This is a genomic window from Mucilaginibacter sp. Bleaf8 (assembly GCF_018390515.1).
Taxonomy (GTDB): domain Bacteria; phylum Bacteroidota; class Bacteroidia; order Sphingobacteriales; family Sphingobacteriaceae; genus Mucilaginibacter.
The window spans coordinates 70417-91707 of the sequence record NZ_JAHBBK010000004.1 but is presented as its reverse complement, the minus strand read 5'-3'; the positions used below and the strand labels follow the sequence as shown (position 1 = coordinate 91707).

General features: G+C 42.9%; 17 protein-coding genes. All 17 read right to left on the bottom strand.

Annotated elements, in window-relative coordinates; all coding sequences use genetic code 11:
* Positions 1–24: 24 nt before the first annotated feature.
* The 17 genes from KHS38_RS18020 to KHS38_RS17940 all read right to left on the bottom strand — a co-directional run bounded on the left by KHS38_RS18020 (position 25) and on the right by KHS38_RS17940 (position 21196).
* The gene (locus tag KHS38_RS18020) at positions 25–204 is read right to left on the bottom strand and encodes a BF3379 family histone-like protein (RefSeq protein ID WP_213489959.1); all 180 of its coding nucleotides are present in this window, start codon (positions 202–204) and stop codon (positions 25–27) included.
* A 278-nt stretch (positions 205–482) separates the two neighbouring features.
* A complete protein-coding gene (locus KHS38_RS18015; RefSeq protein WP_213489958.1) occupies positions 483–1727 on the bottom strand; it encodes an aminotransferase class I/II-fold pyridoxal phosphate-dependent enzyme in 1245 nt (414 codons plus the stop codon).
* A 152-nt stretch (positions 1728–1879) separates the two neighbouring features.
* The gene (gene ftsZ, locus KHS38_RS18010) at positions 1880–3445 is read right to left on the bottom strand and encodes a cell division protein FtsZ (protein ID WP_213489957.1); all 1566 of its coding nucleotides are present in this window, start codon (positions 3443–3445) and stop codon (positions 1880–1882) included.
* A gap of 126 nt (positions 3446–3571) precedes the next feature.
* Complete coding sequence (gene ftsA, locus KHS38_RS18005; protein WP_213489956.1) at positions 3572–4918, bottom strand: cell division protein FtsA; 1347 nt, start codon at positions 4916–4918, stop codon at positions 3572–3574.
* Between the two features lie 3 nt (positions 4919–4921).
* Complete coding sequence (locus tag KHS38_RS18000; protein ID WP_213489955.1) at positions 4922–5791, bottom strand: cell division protein FtsQ/DivIB; 870 nt, start codon at positions 5789–5791, stop codon at positions 4922–4924.
* On the bottom strand, positions 5781–7151 hold the full coding sequence (gene murC, locus KHS38_RS17995; RefSeq protein ID WP_213489954.1) for a UDP-N-acetylmuramate--L-alanine ligase: 1371 nt from the start codon (positions 7149–7151) through the stop codon (positions 5781–5783). Before murC ends, KHS38_RS18000 begins: the two co-directional genes overlap by 11 nt.
* Positions 7152–7180: 29 nt before the next feature.
* Positions 7181–8305 (bottom strand): undecaprenyldiphospho-muramoylpentapeptide beta-N-acetylglucosaminyltransferase, encoded by a 1125-nt coding sequence (gene murG, locus KHS38_RS17990; RefSeq protein WP_249665468.1) that lies wholly within the window; start codon positions 8303–8305, stop codon positions 7181–7183.
* 89 nt (positions 8306–8394) lie between these two features.
* On the bottom strand, positions 8395–9549 hold the full coding sequence (locus tag KHS38_RS17985) for an FtsW/RodA/SpoVE family cell cycle protein (protein ID WP_213489952.1): 1155 nt from the start codon (positions 9547–9549) through the stop codon (positions 8395–8397).
* Between the two features lie 60 nt (positions 9550–9609).
* Positions 9610–11001 (bottom strand): UDP-N-acetylmuramoyl-L-alanine--D-glutamate ligase, encoded by a 1392-nt coding sequence (gene murD / locus KHS38_RS17980; RefSeq protein ID WP_213489951.1) that lies wholly within the window; start codon positions 10999–11001, stop codon positions 9610–9612.
* A gap of 30 nt (positions 11002–11031) precedes the next feature.
* Positions 11032–12273, bottom strand: a complete 1242-nt coding sequence (gene mraY, locus KHS38_RS17975; RefSeq protein WP_213489950.1) for a phospho-N-acetylmuramoyl-pentapeptide-transferase — start codon at positions 12271–12273, stop codon at positions 11032–11034.
* A 22-nt stretch (positions 12274–12295) separates the two neighbouring features.
* The gene (locus KHS38_RS17970) at positions 12296–13759 is read right to left on the bottom strand and encodes a UDP-N-acetylmuramoyl-L-alanyl-D-glutamate--2,6-diaminopimelate ligase (protein WP_213489949.1); all 1464 of its coding nucleotides are present in this window, start codon (positions 13757–13759) and stop codon (positions 12296–12298) included.
* Entirely contained in the window at positions 13756–15849 is a 2094-nt protein-coding gene (locus KHS38_RS17965; protein ID WP_213489948.1) for a PASTA domain-containing penicillin-binding protein, read from the bottom strand. The genes KHS38_RS17970 and KHS38_RS17965 overlap by 4 nt, the downstream gene beginning before the upstream one ends.
* Positions 15846–16253 carry an FtsL-like putative cell division protein gene (locus KHS38_RS17960; protein ID WP_213489947.1) on the bottom strand — a complete coding sequence of 136 codons (408 nt, stop codon included), beginning with the start codon at positions 16251–16253 and terminating at the stop codon, positions 15846–15848. The genes KHS38_RS17965 and KHS38_RS17960 overlap by 4 nt, the downstream gene beginning before the upstream one ends.
* On the bottom strand, positions 16250–17152 hold the full coding sequence (gene rsmH / locus KHS38_RS17955; protein WP_213489946.1) for a 16S rRNA (cytosine(1402)-N(4))-methyltransferase RsmH: 903 nt from the start codon (positions 17150–17152) through the stop codon (positions 16250–16252). The genes KHS38_RS17960 and rsmH overlap by 4 nt, the downstream gene beginning before the upstream one ends.
* Positions 17145–17609, bottom strand: a complete 465-nt coding sequence (gene mraZ, locus KHS38_RS17950) for a division/cell wall cluster transcriptional repressor MraZ (protein WP_213489945.1) — start codon at positions 17607–17609, stop codon at positions 17145–17147. The genes rsmH and mraZ overlap by 8 nt, the downstream gene beginning before the upstream one ends.
* A 265-nt stretch (positions 17610–17874) precedes the next feature.
* Positions 17875–19218 (bottom strand): PAS domain-containing protein, encoded by a 1344-nt coding sequence (locus KHS38_RS17945; RefSeq protein ID WP_213489944.1) that lies wholly within the window; start codon positions 19216–19218, stop codon positions 17875–17877.
* A 433-nt stretch (positions 19219–19651) separates the two neighbouring features.
* Positions 19652–21196: a CotH kinase family protein gene (locus KHS38_RS17940; protein WP_213489943.1), complete on the bottom strand. Its 1545-nt coding sequence runs from the start codon at positions 21194–21196 to the stop codon at positions 19652–19654.
* Positions 21197–21291 lie beyond the last annotated feature (95 nt).

Here is a 21291-nt window from a genome sequence, read left to right as displayed (position 1 = left end):
TTATGGAATATATTTTCCTGATAATTATTCAGCTTTGTTTTTAGCATCCTGAACTTCCAGACGGATAGCCTGAGCCAGGTTTTTCAAATCTTGCATACCTTTGCGAACGCGGGTACCGGCAGCGCTGTTACCTTTGTTGTAAAATTTGTCAACGTCGCCTTCTAAAGATGCGATAAGATTTTTTACTTCTGTGAATTTGTCCATTTTAAATTACTCCTTAAAAATTGGGATTTTGTTGTTTTTAAACTTGGGCTAATCTAAAACGTTTTTTTTGAATAAAAAAGATTTGAGGGCTTAAAAGCGGCCTCGAAAGGCATTTTAAGGCCGTTTTATGCAATCTAACTCAAACTGCTAACGATCAACTATCCTTTACCGCTAATAGTTTAACTATTACAATATCACTTACCTATAATTTAAAAAATGATCTATACAAAAAAGGCCCTGTGCATACACAGGGCCTTCCGTTTATTTAGTATTGCTGCTTATGCAACAACCATACTATTCTCTTTATAAAAACCAGCTTTTAATTTTTCAGACACCTCGCTGTAAGCATCCAATGTGCGCTGTACGTCCTCAAGTGAGTGAGTTGCTGTAGGTATCAATCGCAGTATAATTAATCCTTTAGGGATAACCGGATAAACCACGATGGAACAGAAGATACCATAGTTTTCGCGCAGATCACGTGTTAAGCTGGTGGCTTCAAACAAGTCGCCTTTTAAAAATACCGGTGTTACCATGGTATTGGTTACACCAATATCAAAACCGCGCTCTTTTAAACCAGCTTGTAAAGCGTTAGCCACTTCCCAAAGCTTTTCGCGTAATTGCGGCTGAGATTTTAGCAGCTCAAAACGTTTTTTCAAGCCCATAACCATTGGCATAGGCAATGCTTTGGCAAATGTTTGCGAACGCATGTTATAACGCAAGTAGCTTACAATATCTTTTTGAGCGGCTACAAACGCACCAATACCTGCCATTGATTTAGCAAAGGTTCCGAAGTATACATCTACCCCCTCTATACAATTCTGCTCTTCATGCGTACCGGCACCGGTTTTACCCATGGTACCAAAACCATGTGCATCATCAATCAGCAAACGGAAGTTATATTTGCTCTTCAGCTCGATAATTTCTTTTAATTTACCTTGTGCACCCGACATACCAAATACACCTTCGGTAATTACCAAAATACCACCACCCGACTGATCGGTTAGGCGTTTAGCGCGTTCCAGTTGTTTTTCAAAGCTGGCAATATCATTATGCTGGTAAACATAACGCTTACCCATGTGCAAACGTACACCATCAATAATGCAAGCATGCGATTCTGCATCATACACAATTACATCATTACGGTCAACCAGCGTATCAATTATTGATACCATACCCTGATAGCCATAGTTCAGTAAAAAGGCGTCTTCCATACCCACAAATTGAGCAAGACCTTGCTCTAACTGCTCGTGGTGAATGGTATTGCCAGACATCATACGGGCACCCATAGGGTAAGCTAAACCGTAATCGGCCGCTGCCTGAGCATCTGCCTCACGCACTTCGGGATGATTGGCCAGACCCAGGTAGTTATTCAAACTCCAAACGATATGCTCTTTCCCGTTAAACTTCATATGAGGGGCAATCTCGCCTTCCAGCTTTGGAAAGGAGAAGTAGCCATGCGACCATTTTTGGTGCTGACCGATTGGACCACCTACATTCTTTGATATTTTCTCAAATAAATCCACTACGCTCTAAATAATGTATTAATATCCATACAAATATAGTGCAAATTAAAAGGCTACACAATCATTATAACTTTTTATAATAGCTTATAACAACAAAAAGCCCTTACAAACCATAATTTGTAAGGGCTTTTCGTACAGTTATTTAATCTTTCTTAGTCTACATTATCATGCAGAAAAGAGTTATTTCTGCGGATTTCGGTGTTCCCGTCATTATCAGATAATGAGAATTTAGAGATCTGGCTTTCATTCGAAGCTGGTGTTTGCTGTAAGGCAATCTCTTTACGGCGATAAGCAGGAATGTTTTCCATTTCCTGGATATTACCGGTACGCAGCTTCATGCTCAGATCTTTTAAACGCAGAATACGCTCGCGGGATTTGCGCAATTGCTCCTCAATTGATTCATCCGTTTTATTTTCATCAGCACTTACTGGTGCTGGTTCTGGCTGTGCAACCTCCTTAGCCGGCTCAAAGTTCATTACCGACTCTGCTACCTTGAACACAAAATCATCCTGCTCCGGCTCGTGCGAGGCTTGTGGCTCTTCAGCCATTAAGCTGTGACGCACCACCACAGGCTCTTCGTTTTGCGGTAACATATCAAACAACCCGCTTTGTTTTTGTTGCGGAGCGGCTGCTTTAGCATATACAGGTTCTTTAGTGGTACCAGGTTTCACAAATTCGTTAACCGGCTTTACCAAAGGTGTATTTTCTGGCATCAGCATAGATACCACTTTTTTGTTGCTGTGCTCTTTTTCGCGCTCATCACGGGTTTGGAAACCAGTAGCAATAATAGTTACAGAAAGTTTATCACCCAATGTTTCATCAACACAGTTACCCCAAATCAAATCGGCGGCTAAGCCAGCTTCTTCCTGGATGTAGTCAGTAATAATACTTACCTCATCCATGGTTACTTCCTGCACACCAGAACTGATATTTAACAAGATGTAACGAGCACCTTCAATTTGGTTATCTTTTAACAGCGGAGATGACAATGCGCCTTCAACTGCACGCAATGCACGGTTATCACCTTCTGCTGCACTGCTACCCATGATAGCTACACCGCTGTCTTTCATTACTGTACGCACGTCTTTAAAATCGACGTTGATATAACCAGGGTGTGTAATAATTTCGGCAATACCTTTGGCTGCAGTAGTTAAAATATCATCAGCCATAGCAAACGCCGATCCCAAGGTTAAGTTACCATAAATCTGGCGCAGCCTGTCGTTAGAAATCACCAGGAAAGAATCGACGTACTTTTTCAGTTCTTCCAAACCTTCTTCGGCCTGCAGCTTACGGCGCTTGCCTTCAAAAGAGAATGGCGTGGTGATAATACCTACAGTTAAAATATCCAGTTCACGTGCTGCTTTTGCAATAATAGGGCTGGCACCGGTACCGGTACCACCACCCATACCTGCTGTGATGAACAGCATTTTGGTATTGGTGCCCAGCATTTGCTTCACGTCTTCAATATTTTCAATAGCTGAGTTTTTACCCACTTCCGGTATTGAGCCTGCTCCCATCCCCTCGGTTAAGCTGGCACCCAATTGTACTTTGTTTGGTATAGGGCTAAGCTCAAGAGCTTGTGCATCGGTGTTACAAATAATAAAGTCAACACCGGTTATACCTTGCTTGTACATATGGTTTACCGCATTACCACCGCCGCCGCCAACACCAACTACTTTGATGATTGACGACTTTTCTTTTAACATCTCAAACTGCATGGCTCTTATTTTCAGGAATATGTGTATTCGTGGATATTTTATTTTCGCAATCTCAATATTAACACTTTTTTCGGTTACATTTTTGAAATATTTATCATTTTATTGAGCAACATTTCAGGCCTGTTTTTACTTCAAAAAGTCTTCGTCTTTGATGTCATCCTTGATGAACTTTTTACCGGTTTCCAGTATTTTTCCAAGCAAACCAAACCGGCGCTCATCTGCATTAAACTTCGGCTTTTCAGTCTTAGTTTCTGTCTGCACGTTAGCCTGGTTGTTGTATTCCATTTTCTGAATACCTTTTATTAATAAACCGATACCAGTGGCAAATGTTGGGCTTTGCAGCTCTTCATAAATATTTTTTGGCAACACTTCATTTTTAGCCAAATGCTCGTTCGGGTAACCCACACGGCAATCCAAACCGGTTACATATTCAACCAACTGCGGCAAATGTTTTAACTGCGCACCACCACCTGTAATTACGATACCGGCAATCAGTTTCTTTTCGTAACCTGATGATTTGATCTCATAATAAACGTGCTCAATGATTTCCTCAACGCGTGCCTGAATAATGTAAGCTAAGTTTTTAACCGAAATCTCTTTAGCGTCGCGGCCACGTAAGCCCGGTACGCATACAATCTCGTTTTCACGGTTCTCATCGGCCAGGGCTGATCCGAATCTTACTTTCAATTGCTCAGCGATGTTACGCATTACGGAACAGCCTTCGCGGATATCTTCCGTTACACTGTTACCACCAAACGGGATAACGGCCGTATGGCGAATAATGCCCTCATGGAAAATTGCAACGTCAGTAGTACCGCCACCAATATCAACCAGCACTACACCAGCTTCTTTCTCTTCATCGCTCAATACCGATTCGGATGAAGCCAATGGTTCCAGAATAAGCTCCTGGCTTTCTAGATGTGCTTTAGTAACACATTTTACGATATTTTTGATAGCAGTAACCTGTCCGGAAATGATATGGAAATTCGCTTCCAGACGTACGCCCGACATCCCGATCGGATCTTTAATACCTGGCTCATTATCAACAGTAAACTCCTGCGGTAATACATGGATAATCTCTTCGCCCGGAGGCATCACCAGGTTATACATATCCTCAATCAGCTTTTCAATATCCTTACGGCTGATCTCAGAATTTAAATCACGACGGGTAATTAACCCGCGGTGCTGCAGGCTTTTGATGTGCTGACCGGCAATACCTACGTTTACCACACGAATTTCGACGTTGGATTGGGAACCGGCTATTTCAACAGCCTGGTTTATTCCCTGCACGGTCTTATCTATATTCGATACCATCCCGCGGGTAACGCCTGCCGACTCGGCTTTACCAATTCCTAATATTTCAATTTTGCCGTTTTTGCTGCGGCGGCCAACAATAGCGCATATTTTGGTTGTACCAATATCCAACCCTACTACTATCGGCGAACTCTTCTCTTGCGGTATGCTCTTTTCCATAATTTAATTCATTGGGGATGTTTCTTTATCCAGGACATCTGTTACAGAATCCTGTTTAACGGGCAAACTGCGCTTTGCCGCACTATCTGCCTTAAAATTTTCACTCTTAACACCAATCACCTGATTGGCGTATTTAATGTTTATTACCTTGTACTTGTCCCACCCGGTTTGCGGCAGGGCCTGTTTGTAAAATATCTTCAGGTTATGAAACTTGTTTTCCAGTGAGTCGGCGTCGCCCAGCAAAATCTTATGGCTACCCACACGCGGAACCAGTTCCATCTCATGGTTTTGATTCACATAAATCTGTGCAATCTGTGCATTCCACAAAGTATCCTTCCGGATAAAATCGGCAGTTCTAAACAAATCCTTAGCCAGTTTGGCATGCAAGCTATCTACCCGGTTAGCAAAAAGCTCATCGATATAACCATTGGCAACCAGTACCGGGGCCGTAAAATTTGCTGATAGCGGCAATTTCAGCCCATGCTGATCAACGTAAAAATCCTGATCGAACCGGTTGAGTATACGCATGATAGGTTGACGCTGACTGATCTCCACCCGGATGATCCCGTCCATATCGGCATACACTTTTGCTGATTCTATAAATGGATTTGCCTTTAACTTGTTTTCTAAATCATGAATATTTATTTCGTCCATTTTGCGGCCCACCAAACGGTGATTACTTACCTGCAAAATGTTGTCAACCTCCTCACGGTCAATGAACGATTGCGTACCTGGAATGTATACATTAACGGCACTGCAAACCACCTCCGACTTCTTTATATCAATAAAGCTCATCAGTACAACCAGGCCGCTCAGGCTGGCTATCCAGCTAAAGGCGATGCCTATACGTTTCCAAGGTATCCTACTCCACATATCCTAACGCACTCTTTAATGGTTCAATAATCTGATCAATATCTCCGGCGCCTACCGTTAACAGCAACTCAGGTTTTTCTTTGTGCACGCGGTCAATCACATCCTGCATACTGCCGCACATGCGCTTGTTTTTCAGCTTCATGCGGTCCAATATCATTTCCGAGTTTACACCATCAATAGGTAGCTCACGCGCAGGATAAATATCCAGCATTAGTAACTCGTCCGACAGATCAAGCGCTTCGGCAAAGCCATCCGCAAAATCACGGGTGCGGGTGTATAAATGCGGCTGAAATACGGTTGTAAGCTTACGATGCGGATACAACTTTTTAACAGATGACAAACACGCCTTCAACTCTTCGGGGTGATGGGCATAATCATCGATAAAAATATGCTGCCCTGTTTTGATAACATACTCGAACCGCCTTTTTACACCTTTAAACGAAGCTAATGCGGCTTTAACTTGTGCCGGCGAAACCCCCATATATAAAGCCGCTTGTACAGCAGCCGTTGCATTTTCCACATTATGTGTACCTGGAATACCCATTTTAATGTTTCCGATAACCGTATCCCGGCTCAGAAAATCAAAATAAAAATCACCACGCACTATCTTTATATTTTCGGCCACAGCGTCGGCATGCTCGCCTTTGATGCTGTATGATGTACTTAGTGGTGATGCTAACGGCAAGCCTTTTTTAACGATCAAACGGCCGTTTTCTTTTACCTGTGAGGCAAACATCCGGAATGATTCGTTCAGGTGCTCATGATCGCCATAGATATCCAGGTGGTCGGCATCCATAGACGTAACGATAGCCACATCCGGAAACAACGTCAGAAAAGAACGGTCATATTCATCAGCCTCGACCACTACGATATCCGACTTACCGTAAAGCACATTGCTTTTATAATTTACCGTTAATCCACCCAAAAATGCAGAGCAATCCTTACCCGACTGTTTAAGTATATGGGCAATCATGCTCGAAGTAGTGGTTTTGCCATGGGTACCGGCAACAGCAACGGTAAACTTGCCTTTACTGATAATACCCAATACCTGCGAGCGCTTATAAAGTTCAAACCCGTTATCCTGAAAGTAATTCAGGATCCGCAGATTTTTTGGAACAGCAGGTGTATAAATCACCAAAACGTTATCGCCGGGCTTACTGAATGCTGTCGGAATAAAATCGGGCGTATCTGAAAAAATCACGGATATGCCTTCTGCCTGTAAAGCGTCAGTAAGGGGTGTAGGGGTTTTATCGTAACCGCAAACAATACAACCCAAATGATGGAAATAGCGGGCCAGGCCGCTCATGCCTATACCGCCAATACCAATCAAATAAACGTGTTGTATTTTTTGCAGTTCCATATCTTTTATCTTCTTTATTGAGAAGAGTATTATTTATTAGTGTTAATAATTTCAATTACATGCTCGGCAATTACCTCGTCTGCACCAGGCAGGGCCAGTTTGCTAATGTTAGCGCTTAGCTTTTCTTGCTCTGCATTGTTGTTTAACAATTGCAAGGCCTGGGTTACCAGTTTGGCCTCGGCCTCTATATCGCTTACCAATACCGCCGCATCGTGCTCTACCAATGCCAAGGCATTTTTGGTTTGATGGTCTTCGGCTACGTTAGGCGATGGTACCAGCAATACCGGTTTTCCTACAATACATAGTTCGGCAATGGTACCGGCACCGGCACGTGATATGATCACATCGGCTGCGGCATAGGCCAGGTCCATCCGGTTTACAAACTCCATAATCCGGATATTGGGATGGTAATTTTCGCCCAGCTTTTCAATAATGCCTTTATAATACACCTTGCCGGTTTGCCAAATCAGCTGCACATCTACATCAATAATTTGCTGCAAGCCTGCGATAATGCTGTTATTGAGTGTACGTGCGCCCAAACTGCCACCGGTAACCAATATTGTTTTCTTTTGCGGAGACAAGCTGTATTCAGCAAAAGCAGCCTCGCGCTTGCCGGCCGTCTGTACGGATTCGCGGCGAACAGGGTTACCTGTTTTTATAATTTTATCGGCCGGAAAAAACTTATCCATGCCATCAAACGCTACACAAATCTTCTTAGCCTTTTTACTTAGCCATTTATTGGTAATACCTGCATAGGAGTTTTGCTCCTGTATCAGGGTTGGAATACCTTTTTGTGAAGCTGCGTACAGCAAAGGACCAGAGGCATAACCGCCTACACCAACCGCAGCATCCGGTTTAAAATCATCAATGATGCTACCTGCTTTACTGATGCTGCGCAGCAATTTGATAGGCAACATCAGGTTTTTCCAGATGGATTTACGCTGAATGCCCTGTATATCCAGACCTATAATTTGATAGCCTGCTGCCGGGACTTTTTCCATCTCCATGCGGCCATTGGCACCTACAAACAATATTTCGATGTCCGGGCGCAGCTTTTTCAATGCGTTGGCAATAGATACAGCCGGGAAAATATGCCCACCTGTGCCACCACCACTAATGATGATGCGCAACGCACGCCCCTGCGGGGATTGCATTGATTTAGCAGTATTTTCCTTTTCAGCTTGCATTATATCTTTAATCAAATGTGTTTAAACAAAAAATACCCACTGAAGGGTTTCAGGCTTTAAGCCTCTATAATTTGTCCGACTACAACTTTTTTATTCTCTTCGTTCTCGTCGATATGCCGGCTTACCGATAAAATAATACCGAAAGCCACACTGGTAAACAAAATGGACGTACCACCCATACTTACCAGCGGTAACGGCACCCCGGTTACCGGCCCCAGCCCTACTGCAACCGCCATGTTGGCAAAGGCCTGTATGGTTAAGCTAAAACTTAGCCCGGCTGCCAGCAAGGCCCCAAATGCCTTGGGTGCTTTGGTTACAATTTTTATACAACGGTAAAGCAGAAACAGGTAAATAACAATGATGGCAAAACCACCAAACAAACCATATTCTTCAATAATAGTAGCATATATAAAATCCGAATACGGGTGCGGCAAAAAGTTCCGCTCGGTACTATTGCCAGGCCCCTTGCCAAATACGCCGCCTGTTGCGATGGCTATTTTGGCATGATCGGATTGAAATGATTTATCGACATCTACCTTTTCGGGATGCATGTATGTATTGATACGCGAAATGTATGTTTTGCGACGCGGACCTAACAGCACAACCCCGGTTAACAAAACTGCCCCGGCCAAGCATACTACCGCAATTTGCTTTACACTGATACGACCTATGATCAACAACAAAATGCTTACACCAAAAAGCATCAATGCGGTTGACAGGTTAGCCAGTGCAATAAGGATAAACACCACGCAGACCGAGCCCATAATAGGGATAAACGATTGTTTAACATCCTTAATATTTTCCTGCTTACGCGATAAAGTACGTGCCAGATAAGTAATCAGTGCTAACTTAGCCAAATCCGATGTTTGAAAGGTAAAACCGGTACCCGGAATCACAATCCAGCGACTGGCATCATTTACGTGGCTACCAAACAACAGTGTGTATAACAACAACGGAATGGTTATGAGCATCAGCAATTTAGAAATACCAGCATAGTAGCGGTAGTCCAATTTGTGCGAGATGTACATCAAAGCCACACCACCAATCATCATAAACAAATGCTTCATCAATATCGATTCAGCCCCTACCCCACGTTTATAAGCCAACGTTCCGGTTGAACTGTATACAGCCAGCAGTGATATTACCGAAAGCATTATCACAATAAGCCATATCCAGCGGTCGCCCTTGGTTCTGCTTAAAATCCTATCCATTTTTCTCTTACCGAATTAATATAAATTCAACGAATCAGCTACGTATACAAGTACCTTTAATTACAGCTCCATTACAGCTCTCTTGAACTGCTCGCCACGGTCTTCGTAACTTTTGAACAGATCGAAGCTTGCGCAGGCAGGTGAAAGCAATACTGTGTCGCCTTTCTTAGCCAGCTCATAAGCAGCCTGTACCGCATCTTTAGCAGAAGCAGTATCAACGATATTTTTAACAACATCAGCAAATGCCTGATGAATGCGGCCGTTATCTTTACCTAAACAAACAATTGCTTTTACTTTTTTCTGTACCAGGTCGCGCAGTTCATTGTAATCGTTGCCTTTATCAACGCCGCCTAAAATAAGCACTACCTCGCCAGGCATGCTTTCCAAAGCGTACCATGTTGAATTTACGTTGGTAGCTTTTGAATCATTGATAAAATTGATACCGGAAATTTGCGCTACATGCTCCAGACGATGTTCAACATTTTTGAAATCGCCCATGCTTTCACGGATAGACTGATTCCGCAATTCCAATACTTTCGACACAATTCCGGACGCCATTGAATTGTAGATGTTGTGCTTACCCTGCAGGGCCAATTTGTTGATAGTCATTTGAAGATGGTTGTTTGGTGTATTTATATTAATCTCTTCGCCGTCGAGGTATGCCCCCAACGCTAATTTATTTTGAATAGAAAATGGCAGCAACTGTGCTGCAAACGTGCGGCCTTCCATGTACTTTACAGTTTCCGGATCATCGGCACAGTAGATAAAATAATCCTGAGCAGTTTGATTTTGCGTAATACGGAACTTGGAAGCCACATAGTTGGCCATCTGGTATTCGTAACGGTCCAGATGATCGGGCGTGATGTTGAGCAATACCGCAATGTTTACCCTAAATTGGTACATATCATCCAGCATAAAGCTGCTTAGTTCCAAAACGTAGTGATCAAACTTTTCGGTAGCTACCTGGTAGGCAAAGCTTTTACCAATATTGCCAGCCAAGCCAACATTTAATCCAGCATTTTTCAGGATATGATAAGTTAAGCTGGTAGTAGTGGTTTTGCCGTTTGACCCGGTAATACCAATAATATTTGCATTGGTGTAGCGGCCTGCAAATTCAATCTCAGAAATAATAGCAATTCCTCTCTCACGTAGTGCTTTTACAATCGGAGCCTTTTCGGGAATGCCCGGACTTTTCACAACCTCAACAGCTGTAAATATTTCTTCTTCGGTATGCTGCTTCTCTTCGAAGCGGATATCCCAGCCTTGTAACTGCTGTTTATATTTATCGGCTATAGCGCCAAAATCTGAAACAAAAACATCATACCCCTGCTGCTGAGCCAGGTAAGCAGCGCCTACGCCGCTTTCGCCGGCGCCCAGCACCACAAGCCTTGCCCCTGCTCCGTGCAATGCAGGAGAGTTAGCTTGGTTGGGTATGTTATTCGTTTCGTTCATTTTATTTATTTTTTACTATTGAACTGCTGCTTATCTCAGCTTTAAAGTGATTACCGTAATAATTGCCAGCATAATACCAATGATCCAGAAGCGGGTTACAATTTTAGCTTCATGAAAGCCTTTTTTCTGGTAATGGTGGTGCAACGGCGCCATCAGGAAAATACGGCGACCTTCGCCAAATCTTTTCTTGGTGAATTTAAAGTAACCTACCTGAAGCAATACCGAAGCATTTTCAAACAGGAACACACCGCATAGTATAGGCAATAGCAGTTCTTTGCGTATTACAATAGCAAATACAGCGATAATACCGCCAATAGCCAAGCTACCGGTATCACCCATAAATACTTGCGCCGGGAATGAGTTGTACCACAAGAAACCCACGCATGCTCCAACAAAAGCACCGGCAAAAATTACAAGCTCGCCGGAGTTGGGGATATACATAATATTCAGGTAATCCGACATAAGCACGTTACCCGAAACATAAGCCAAAATTGCCAGCGTAACGCCTATAATGGCCGATGTGCCTGTAGCCAAACCATCAATACCATCGGTAATATTTGCCCCGTTGGATATGAAGGTGATGATGAAGATAACAAACAGCAAAAACACCATCAGTGCATAGTGTTCATAACCCGGACCAATAAACTTTAATACCTTGCCGTAATCAAATTCATTGTTTTTGTAGAACGGCATGGTAGTTTTAGTGGATTTGATATCCTGCGTATATACCGGCGTATTGTTTTTCATGTGAAAGTTTACCGGTGCATCGTACTTTACAGGCAACTTTACTTCCTGACGGATGATAACGTCTGAATGGAAGTACAGCGTCCAGCCTACGATGAGTGATAAACCCACCTGGCCAACAATCTTGAAACGACCGGCCAAGCCTTCTTTGTTCTTTTTGAAAACTTTGATATAATCATCTAAAAAACCGATAGCGCCCAACCAAACAGTGGTAGTCAGCATCAGTATGATATAAATATTATCGAGCTTGGCAAACAGCAGCGTAGGAATTAAAATACCCAGCAAAATAATGATACCACCCATAGTAGGCGTACCGGCTTTTTGCATCTGGCCTTCCAAACCCAGGTTACGTACAGTTTCGCCCACTTGTTTAAAACGTAGATAGTCGATCAGCCTGCGGCCCCAAACGGTGGTTACAATCAGCGATACGATTACCGCCATAGCCATACGGAACGTAATGTACTGGAACACCCCTGCACCAGGGATATTATAGTTACGGTCCAAATAGCTAAACAGGTAATAAAGCATGTTCTATAAATTATGTATTGAGTTACTGAGCTAATGCGTTGAATGCGTTAATTAATTCTTCTTTATCGTCGAAGTGGTTTTTCACTCCTTTTATTTCCTGGTACTTTTCGTGCCCTTTGCCAGCCAGCAAAATAATGTCGCCCGGTTGTGCCAGGTGCACTGCAGTTTTAATGGCCTCATGCCTGTCGGCAATACTGATGGTTTTACGCCTGGCCGAAATATCTACACCAGCCTCCATATCTTTAATGATTTGAGCAGGATCTTCCGAGCGTGGATTATCAGAGGTCAATATCACCTTGTCGCTCCAGTCGCACGCCACCTTAGCCATTACCGGGCGCTTGGTTTTGTCACGATCTCCGCCACAGCCAATCACCGTAATTACCTGCTCGGTACCTTTGCGAATGTCACGCACGGTGCTCAATACATTTTGTACAGCATCGGGTGTATGGGCGTAATCAACAATACCAATCACCTTATTAGGTGCTATCACATAATCAAACCTGCCCTCAGCGCCGGATAGTGTGCTTAAACTGGTTAGCACCTTGCTTTTATCCTGTCGCAACAATACCGCAGCCGCATACACAGCCAGTAAGTTGTAAGCATTGAAGCTGCCTACCATCTTGAACCACACCTCGTCGCCATCTACATTGAGCAGCAGGCCACCGAATTGGTTTTCCAATACCTTAACCTTAAAGTCGGCCATGTTTTTAAGGCCATAGGTCTTTTTGGTGGCTTTGGTGTTTTGCAGCATCACGTTGCCATTTTTATCGTCAACATTGGTTAAAGCAAAAGCACCTTTAGGCAGCGCATCAAAAAACCCTTTCTTGGCTTTTAAGTAAGCATCGAAAGTTTTATGGTAATCGAGATGATCGTGTGTAATGTTGGAGAATATACCGCCTGCGAAGGTTAACCCTTCAATACGGTGTTGGGCCACGGCATGCGAACTCACTTCCATAAAGCAATAATCGCAACCTTTAGCCACCATTTCATCCAGCAGGCTATTAAGCGCCACCGGGTCGGGCGTAGTATGGGTTGATGGAATTACCTGCCCATTGATTTGATTTTCAACAGTTGAAAGCAATCCGCATTTGTAACCTAAATCGCGGAACAACTGGTATAAAAGTGTAGCAGTGGTAGTTTTGCCGTTGGTACCGGTTACACCAACCAGCTTTAGTTTTTGCGACGGGCTATCGTAAAAATTTGCCGCCACAATACCCAGCGCAACGGCTGAGTCAGCAACCATTAAAAAATCGGCCTCATTTATGGTATGACCCGGCAAATCTTCGCAGATGATGGCCACAGCACCATCTTTAACCGCCTGCTCAATATAATCATGACCATCTACATGGGTACCACGTACGGCCACAAACAGCGACCCCGGCACTACCTTGCGCGAATCGAAAACCACAGCTGTGATTTCCACATCGGCGCTACCCTGCAGTTCGGTAAAGGCCAGGCCTTCTATAATGTCGCTTAAATACTTCATTCTAATTCAATTGATATTTTAGACCCTTTCGGGATAACACTGCCGCCGGTAACCGACTGCTTGGCCACAAATCCGCTACCGCGAACAGTGGTTTTAAAGCCTGCGTTGCCTAACACATACAAGGCATCACTTAAACTCATGCCGGTTACCGATGGCACAGTACCCGGTTTATATTTAATATTTTGCGAAGGGATACCATTACTGGTATCTACACTTTTAGGCAGATTAGATGCATACAAGGGCTTTATACCCAACTTGGTGTAAACCTGTTGCAATGCTTTAAAATTGCCTGTTTTGATTTTTGGCAACTGCGTATTACCAACGTAATGCGTTGGCAGGTTTTGGTGCATTTCCAAGTCGCTTGAATACACACGATCGGCAATTTCCCGGAACACCGGACCAGCCACCTGAGCACCGTAGTAACCATTTTTTGGATCGTTGATTACCACAATCAGTGAATATTTAGGCTTATCGGCCGGGAAATAACCGCAAAAAGATGCCTGATACTGTAATTTAGCATGGTAACCATGACGGCCATCAGCCACCTGTGCAGTACCGGTTTTACCGGCTACTTTATACAATGGGTTATAGATAATGCCGTGGCCTGTACCTTCGTTAATTACACCTTCCAGCATGGCTTTAATCTTGTTCAAGGTTACGTCCGAGCATATTTTTTCGTTCACCACACGGGTTTGGAAACGCTCTACCGTATTACCCAGCCTTCTTATCTCACGCACAAAAATCGGCGTTACATATTTACCATTATTGGCAACCGCATTATAAAACGACAGCATCTTCAATGGCGTAAGCTGCATTTCATAACCGTAGGCCATTTGCGGCAGGGTCATGTTTTTATTCCAGCTTTTGTTGCTTGGATTTTTCACCACCGGCTGTGCCTCGCCCGGAATTTGCAATTGCATTTTCTCATTCAGGTGCCAATCATACAAATGGTCAGTAAATTTCGATTGGTTATCGTGGTAGCTTCTGTTTACCAGATAAGCTATAGCTGCGTTGGATGATTCTTCAAATGCCCTTTTTACAGTTACCACGCCAATACTACCATGCGAATCTTTAATGGTGTGACCCGGAATCTGGTATGTCCCAGTACCTACCATGGTATTGGTATCTACCATTTTATCTTCCAAAAGCGCCATATAAGAAGCTACTTTGAAGGTAGAACCCGGATCCTGGTTACCGGCTATAGCATAATTGAACTTTTCTTTATACTCGCCATCTGCTACTTTGGTGAAGTTGGCTACGGCACGTATTTCACCTGTAGCAACCTCCATTAAAATTACTGCACCGTGGTCGGCACTGCTTTTAATCAGCTGTTTTTTCAGGGCGCTTTGAGCCACATCCTGAAAGTTAACATCAATGGTTGAAATAATATCGGCACCATCTTTAGGCGCAATTTCCTCATCCTCATTTACTGGCATCCATACACCACCGGCAATGCGCTGCATTAAACGCTTGCCAGTTTCGCCGTTTATATAGCTGGCATAGGCGCCTTCCAAACCTACCGGGTTTTTAACATTTTCGTTTTTATAACCAATGGTACGCATAGCCAGGTCACGGAACGGCAGGATGCGCTTGTTTTTCTGAATTACAATGAGGCCGCCTTTGTATTTACCCATTTTGAAAATGGGAAACTGACGGATCTTTTTTAATTCCTGATAAGATACCTTACGGCGAATAAGTTGATAACGGGAGCTGTCACGGCGGGCTTCGCGTAATATGGCAGAGTACTCGCGGGCTGATTTATCACCAAAGTACTGCGACAGCTTCATTGCCAACGAGTCTACCTTGTCGTAAAAAATCTTATCATCAGCAATACCTCCTGCTAGCATATCCATGTGCAGCTCATACTCTGGAACTGATGTTGCCAGCAAACTACCATCCACAGCAAAAATATTACCGCGTGCGGCATCTACGTTTACATAACGTGTTGATAAACTATCGGCCATGGAACGCCACTTTTTGCCCTGTACAAACTGCAGGTGGCACAGTTTAAAAAACACCGCAAATGCCAAAAACACGATCAGGCCAAAGGCCAGATACACGCGCAGCAATATGTTGGTCCTGATATTCATGGCTTCACCTCCTCATCTATCAATTTTTGAGGCGGCTCTACAGGCTCACTTATACCTAATGTATCGGCACGCTTGGCCACTTCCGTAAGCGTGCTTTTATAGGCCAAATCCGCTTTGGTTGTTTTAAAATCCCAGCTCAATTCTTTTACTTCTTTACTCACTTTATCAATGCTGCGGATATTATTTTCGGCCAGGTGACGATTACCAATGTAAACCATACCTAAAAAGGCCAGGTAAAATACAAACGGCAATGCCTTGGTTACCGAATCCGTGGAAACCAAACCTTTGGACAGGAGGTTACTTAACGCAAAAGTATCCGGGTTATCAATTGCCGGGGTTTCTTTTACGATAAGCTCTCTTTCAGCTTCTTCTTCCTGAATTTCTGTACGCAAACGGTTGCTCATTTTTTTACAGCTATTCTTAGTTTAGCACTGCGTGCCCTGTTATTTTCTTTTATTTCTTCTTCTGTTGCAGTTATCACCCCACGGCTCACGGCCTCCAGCGGTTTTTGATCGTTGCCGTACAAATCCTTCTCAACCTCGCCGCTAAATTTACCTTTGGCAATAAAGTTTTTTACCAAACGATCTTCCAGCGAGTGATAAGACATAACCACTAACCTGCCGCCCGGTGCCAGCACATCGGCTGCCTGAGCTAAAAAGTCTTTTAGAACCTCCAACTCCTGATTTACCTCAATGCGCAAAGCCTGAAATACCTGCGCCAAATACTTATTTTCTTTACCACGGGGAATTAATCCCTGAATGGTATTTTTCAGATCGGCTACCGTATTCAGCGGGCCATTCAGCCTTGCGGTAGCAATGGTTTTAGCCAGTGATTTTGCATTTTGAATTTCACCATAAACACCAAAAATGCGATGCAAATCAGCCTCGGCATAAGTATTCACCACCTCTTTAGCGGTAAGTGAGGATGCCTGGTTCATGCGCATATCCAGCTCGGCATCAAAACGGATCGAAAAACCACGATCGGCCTGATCAAACTGATAGGATGATACACCCAAATCAGCCAGTATACCATGTACCGGAACGGCATCATGCAGGCGGCAAAAGTTTTTCAGGTACCTGAAGTTCTGATCCACAAACTCAAACCGATCATCATCAATTAAATTCTGCTGCGCATCGGCATCCTGGTCAAAAGCCAGCAACCTGCCGCCTTGGCCCAGATGTTTCAATATCTCGCGGGAATGACCACCACCACCAAAGGTTACATCTACATAAGTACCATCAGGGCGAATATCAAGCGCCTCGATACACTCCTGTAACATTACCGGCTTATGGTAATTACTCATTATCCCTCCTTCCGGCACCGCCCATTACTTCTTCGGCCAAACCGGCAAAGTTTTCAGGGGCGCTATCCATCTGCTCATCATATGCATTCTGATCCCAAACCTCAATTTTATTGAACTGGCAAGACAGTACCACATCAGCAGTAATGCCTGCATACTCCAACAAAGCTTTCGGTAAATTCACCCGGTTGGCTGAATCCAATGTCAACTCCGTAGCGCCTCGGGTAAAATAGCGTATAAACTCGCGGGTACGTTTTTCATACTGGTTCAGCTTACTTAAATCGTCCACAATTTTATCCCACTCTTTTCGGGTGTAAATAACCAGATGCCGCTCAAAACCACGGTTAATGACCAGGCCCTCGCGCTCAGCTTCGGGAAGCTGCTTCTTGAGGCCCGAAGGGATCATCATCCGCCCTTTGGCATCCAGTTTACACTCAAATTCACCTAAAAAGTGAGACATATTGACAACTCGGGTAAAATTCAATGTAAAAGTAACACAGAATTTCCACTTTCCTCCACTTTTCCCCACCAAAAAGTTATTAACACCACTGTTAAAAACTTTTCTCCCACTAAACGCAAACAGCCCGGTTTTTACCGGGCTGCAGCCATTTAACTCCTATTTATTAAGGTAAATGAGTATTTAAATATTTTAACTTTTAATAGTTGACCAAGAGAAATTTTGCTTGCTTATCAACACATGTTAAGAGCCGCTGTAAAGAAAGCTGTTAAACATTGTTACTTTCGCTCTCCTCAAGTGTACCTGTATCTGAGTTTGTTAAACCGGCAGGTAATATCTCACCACTGTTGTTAATAATACTTTTGATAACCTGATCCAGTTCTTTTACCGATATATCCAGATAGGATAATACCTGCGGATCGGGCGGAGCTGTGAGATTTTGAGTGATTAAGCCTGAAAGGCCCATAATACGTGCTAATGGCGCACGTATTACATGAGATTGCATAAATGCAATTTCCCTAAGCTTCTGATTTTGCTCTTCAATCGCTTTAATATGATTTAGTTGCTGGGTAATATCCCTGCCTATGGCCAAGCGGCATTCTTTTCCATCCAACGGAATAGTATTACATCTTAACTCTATAGATACGTTCTCGCCATCTTTATACCGGTGTTGCGTAACCAGCCGTTCACCTTCTTTTTTTGCCGGCTGCTTAAGCCCCGTTAATAGTTCGGTCAGGGCTTCGGGAGTGCATATGTTTTCAAACGTCATGCACAAAAATTCCGGTTCTGTATACTTATATTTAAGCACAGCTGCCTCATTGACCTGCAAAATCTGTAGCGTATCAATATCAAAAATCCACATGGGTGATGGATTTAAATAAAACAGGCTCTTATAATGCTCTTCTGACTCCTGCAATTGTTGATTGCGACTGTTAATTTCAATCAGCTTTTCTTCCAGCTGGCCAAGCAGTTGTACTTTATCCTGCAGGGTACGTTCTATACCATCCAATACATAGCTGATAGTAGAGACTATAACTACATTCAAAAACACAAAGTTGAGCGAATAAGCAATCCAAGTCCCGGCGGTATAAGCGTGAATTAAAGGCATATCAAATGGCTTCCAATAAATAACCATACCTAATAATGCATAGATAACAGCGTTAACTATTACGGTAAGATAAGCAGCCCCTCTGGAAAAAAGCAAAGCGGCATACGCAGCTATAGAGAGCAGATAAATACTACCTAAGCCAAATGAACCAAGCATGGTAATGAGGACGATGCTCAGAAAAGTAAGAGCTACGGCAACAAATTTCTTTTTAAATGACAGGGAAAAATAGCCACTGAATACCACTAGGCTAATAGCCAGCACAACGCTGATATCAATTAAGGGAACGTATTTATACCCCTGCAGATATTTAATTAAAATACTGGGTATGGCAGTTATGGAACTAAGCGGAAGTGCATAGAGAATAATCTTTTTAAACACCTTATCCTGCCAGTACGCCAAATCCTGTTGCTCCTGGTGCTCTCCCCTTTCAATAGCCGTCATCAATGACTGCTGAAAGTTTTCCCATATTGATGCGGCAGGCATCCTAAAGTTATTATTTTTCATTGGCGTTGATGAAACTGCAAATCGGAAGAGAATGAATTCGTCGGTATATTCTATCGTCCAATCAAATAGTCAAATTACATAGTTAAAGCAACACTCTTTAACACCTTGTTCCTCTTATTATTTCTATTCACAGAAACAAGCAAGTCCTTCTTCTGCGGCTACGCGAGTGTTTTACTGGTTTATTTAAATAAAAGTTACTAAAAAAGTATTCTATCGAAGCATATATAAAATAAAGTACTTGATTTTCAGCAACATAATACACCTATTTTATATTGAAGTACTTTAGACTAGCCCTCTTAATAACATCCGCTACAGCTAACCAGCGGGTAATCATAGGAAGCTTTTGAAAGACAAAGTAGTTATAAACAAAAACTGGCTGCCAGGGTGGCAACCAGTTTTTGTTTAGCTAAATGCGGAATCAGCTGCATTACGTTTATAAATTATTGATATATGCATCTAACTTATCATATTGTGCACTGTACCAGCTTTTCATGTAGCTTGTTTCTGTATTCAAATCCTGTTCAAAATTGTTCCAGGTGGCTTTTTCTCGTGCAAAAGCATTGGTAGAAACCAGCTGATTCCGGTACGCCTCAACGCGTTTATCGAATGCATTTTTGCTTAGCTGGTTATATTTCAAATTACTCCAGCGTTGTTTGATCAATTCCCGGGTACCACCTACGTTCCAGCTTACCAACCTGTCGAGTAAATTATTATCACCGGCACCTATGATAAAGTTGTCCGATTTTTCGCCTTTCCACAGTCTACCCAGCGTTGCATCAAGATCCCATACCGAGTAAAAGAACTTGTTGTTTTTTCTGTTGTCATAAAAACTCAGAAAAGTATTCTTGCTCTGGTTATCCTGCGCACTCAAGATGTTCATGAAAATATAGTAATCTACCATATTGTTGATATCAACCTTATCTGGTGCCTCACTTACAAAGTCTTGTTGGGAGGTTTTACTTACAAAGCCAACAAAATCGTATAAGTACTTCCAATCAGGGGCAGGTGTATCTCCCAACTCAGGATATTCCAGCTCCCACCCTCCCCAGGTATCGCTATTATTGTTGTAAGGCGCTACGCCTTTAAGGTCAACCTCTAGGCCTCTTTCGTTCGCTTTGTACATTACCCCATATTCTTTCTTGATTTTAAGCTGCTTACGATCAAGCTTTTCAGTTAAGCAATATACTCCGGCATACTCGTTATTAAGAAACACTTCGACCATATAGCCACGCGTACCATTTAAGGCTTTGGGTTCGCTATCAATATAAGGTACGTTGTTGAAGCTATTCCAAATGTCGGTACTCAGGCGGTTACGCATGCGTGACTGATCAATATACATGGCATCTAAAATCCAGCTATTGTCATCGCGCAGGCCCATAAGCGACTGGTCTATGTCCTCACCACTATTATCAACCAGCTTAACCGCATATGATTTTTTGGGATAAGCACGCGATGAAGCCCCTCTTATTTTAATGTTGATTTTCGATGCTATCTGCAACTGACTCTTCTGTGCAGCAAAATCAGGGTTGATCAAGGTAAAATCAGCGCCTATTTCATCATCGCCAATATCCTGCCGGGTGCTTAACTGAACTATAGGCAACCCTGTAATCAAGAGTTTGTAATTAAGCGTTCTGTTCTCTTTATCAGTAGCCTGTATTTGAACCTCCTGATTTGTTTTAAGGGCATAATTAACAGCTGCACCATTCGCAACTTTTACATCTCCAATTTGTACCGATGTTAAGGTAGAATCAAAGCTAAGTGTATAGTTATTAAGGGAAGCTCCAAGAGAAACCGGATAATAATAGGTACTATCAACCAGGGCACATGCTGCACCATTAATTTTAAGTGCTAAGCTCTTTACAATTGCAGGTTTTGACGGATCGATCTCTAAATCTGAAGTATCTTTTTTACACCCGGTAGCAGTAACAAAGAGTATTAAAAATACCGGCCATACTTTTTTCCATATTCTTTCCATCATTATCTATATAAATCAAATAAAATAAACGCAAAACTTTTTATCCGCAGCTACGATAAGCACAACACATCTTTAACAATTTATACAGTGCATACCGA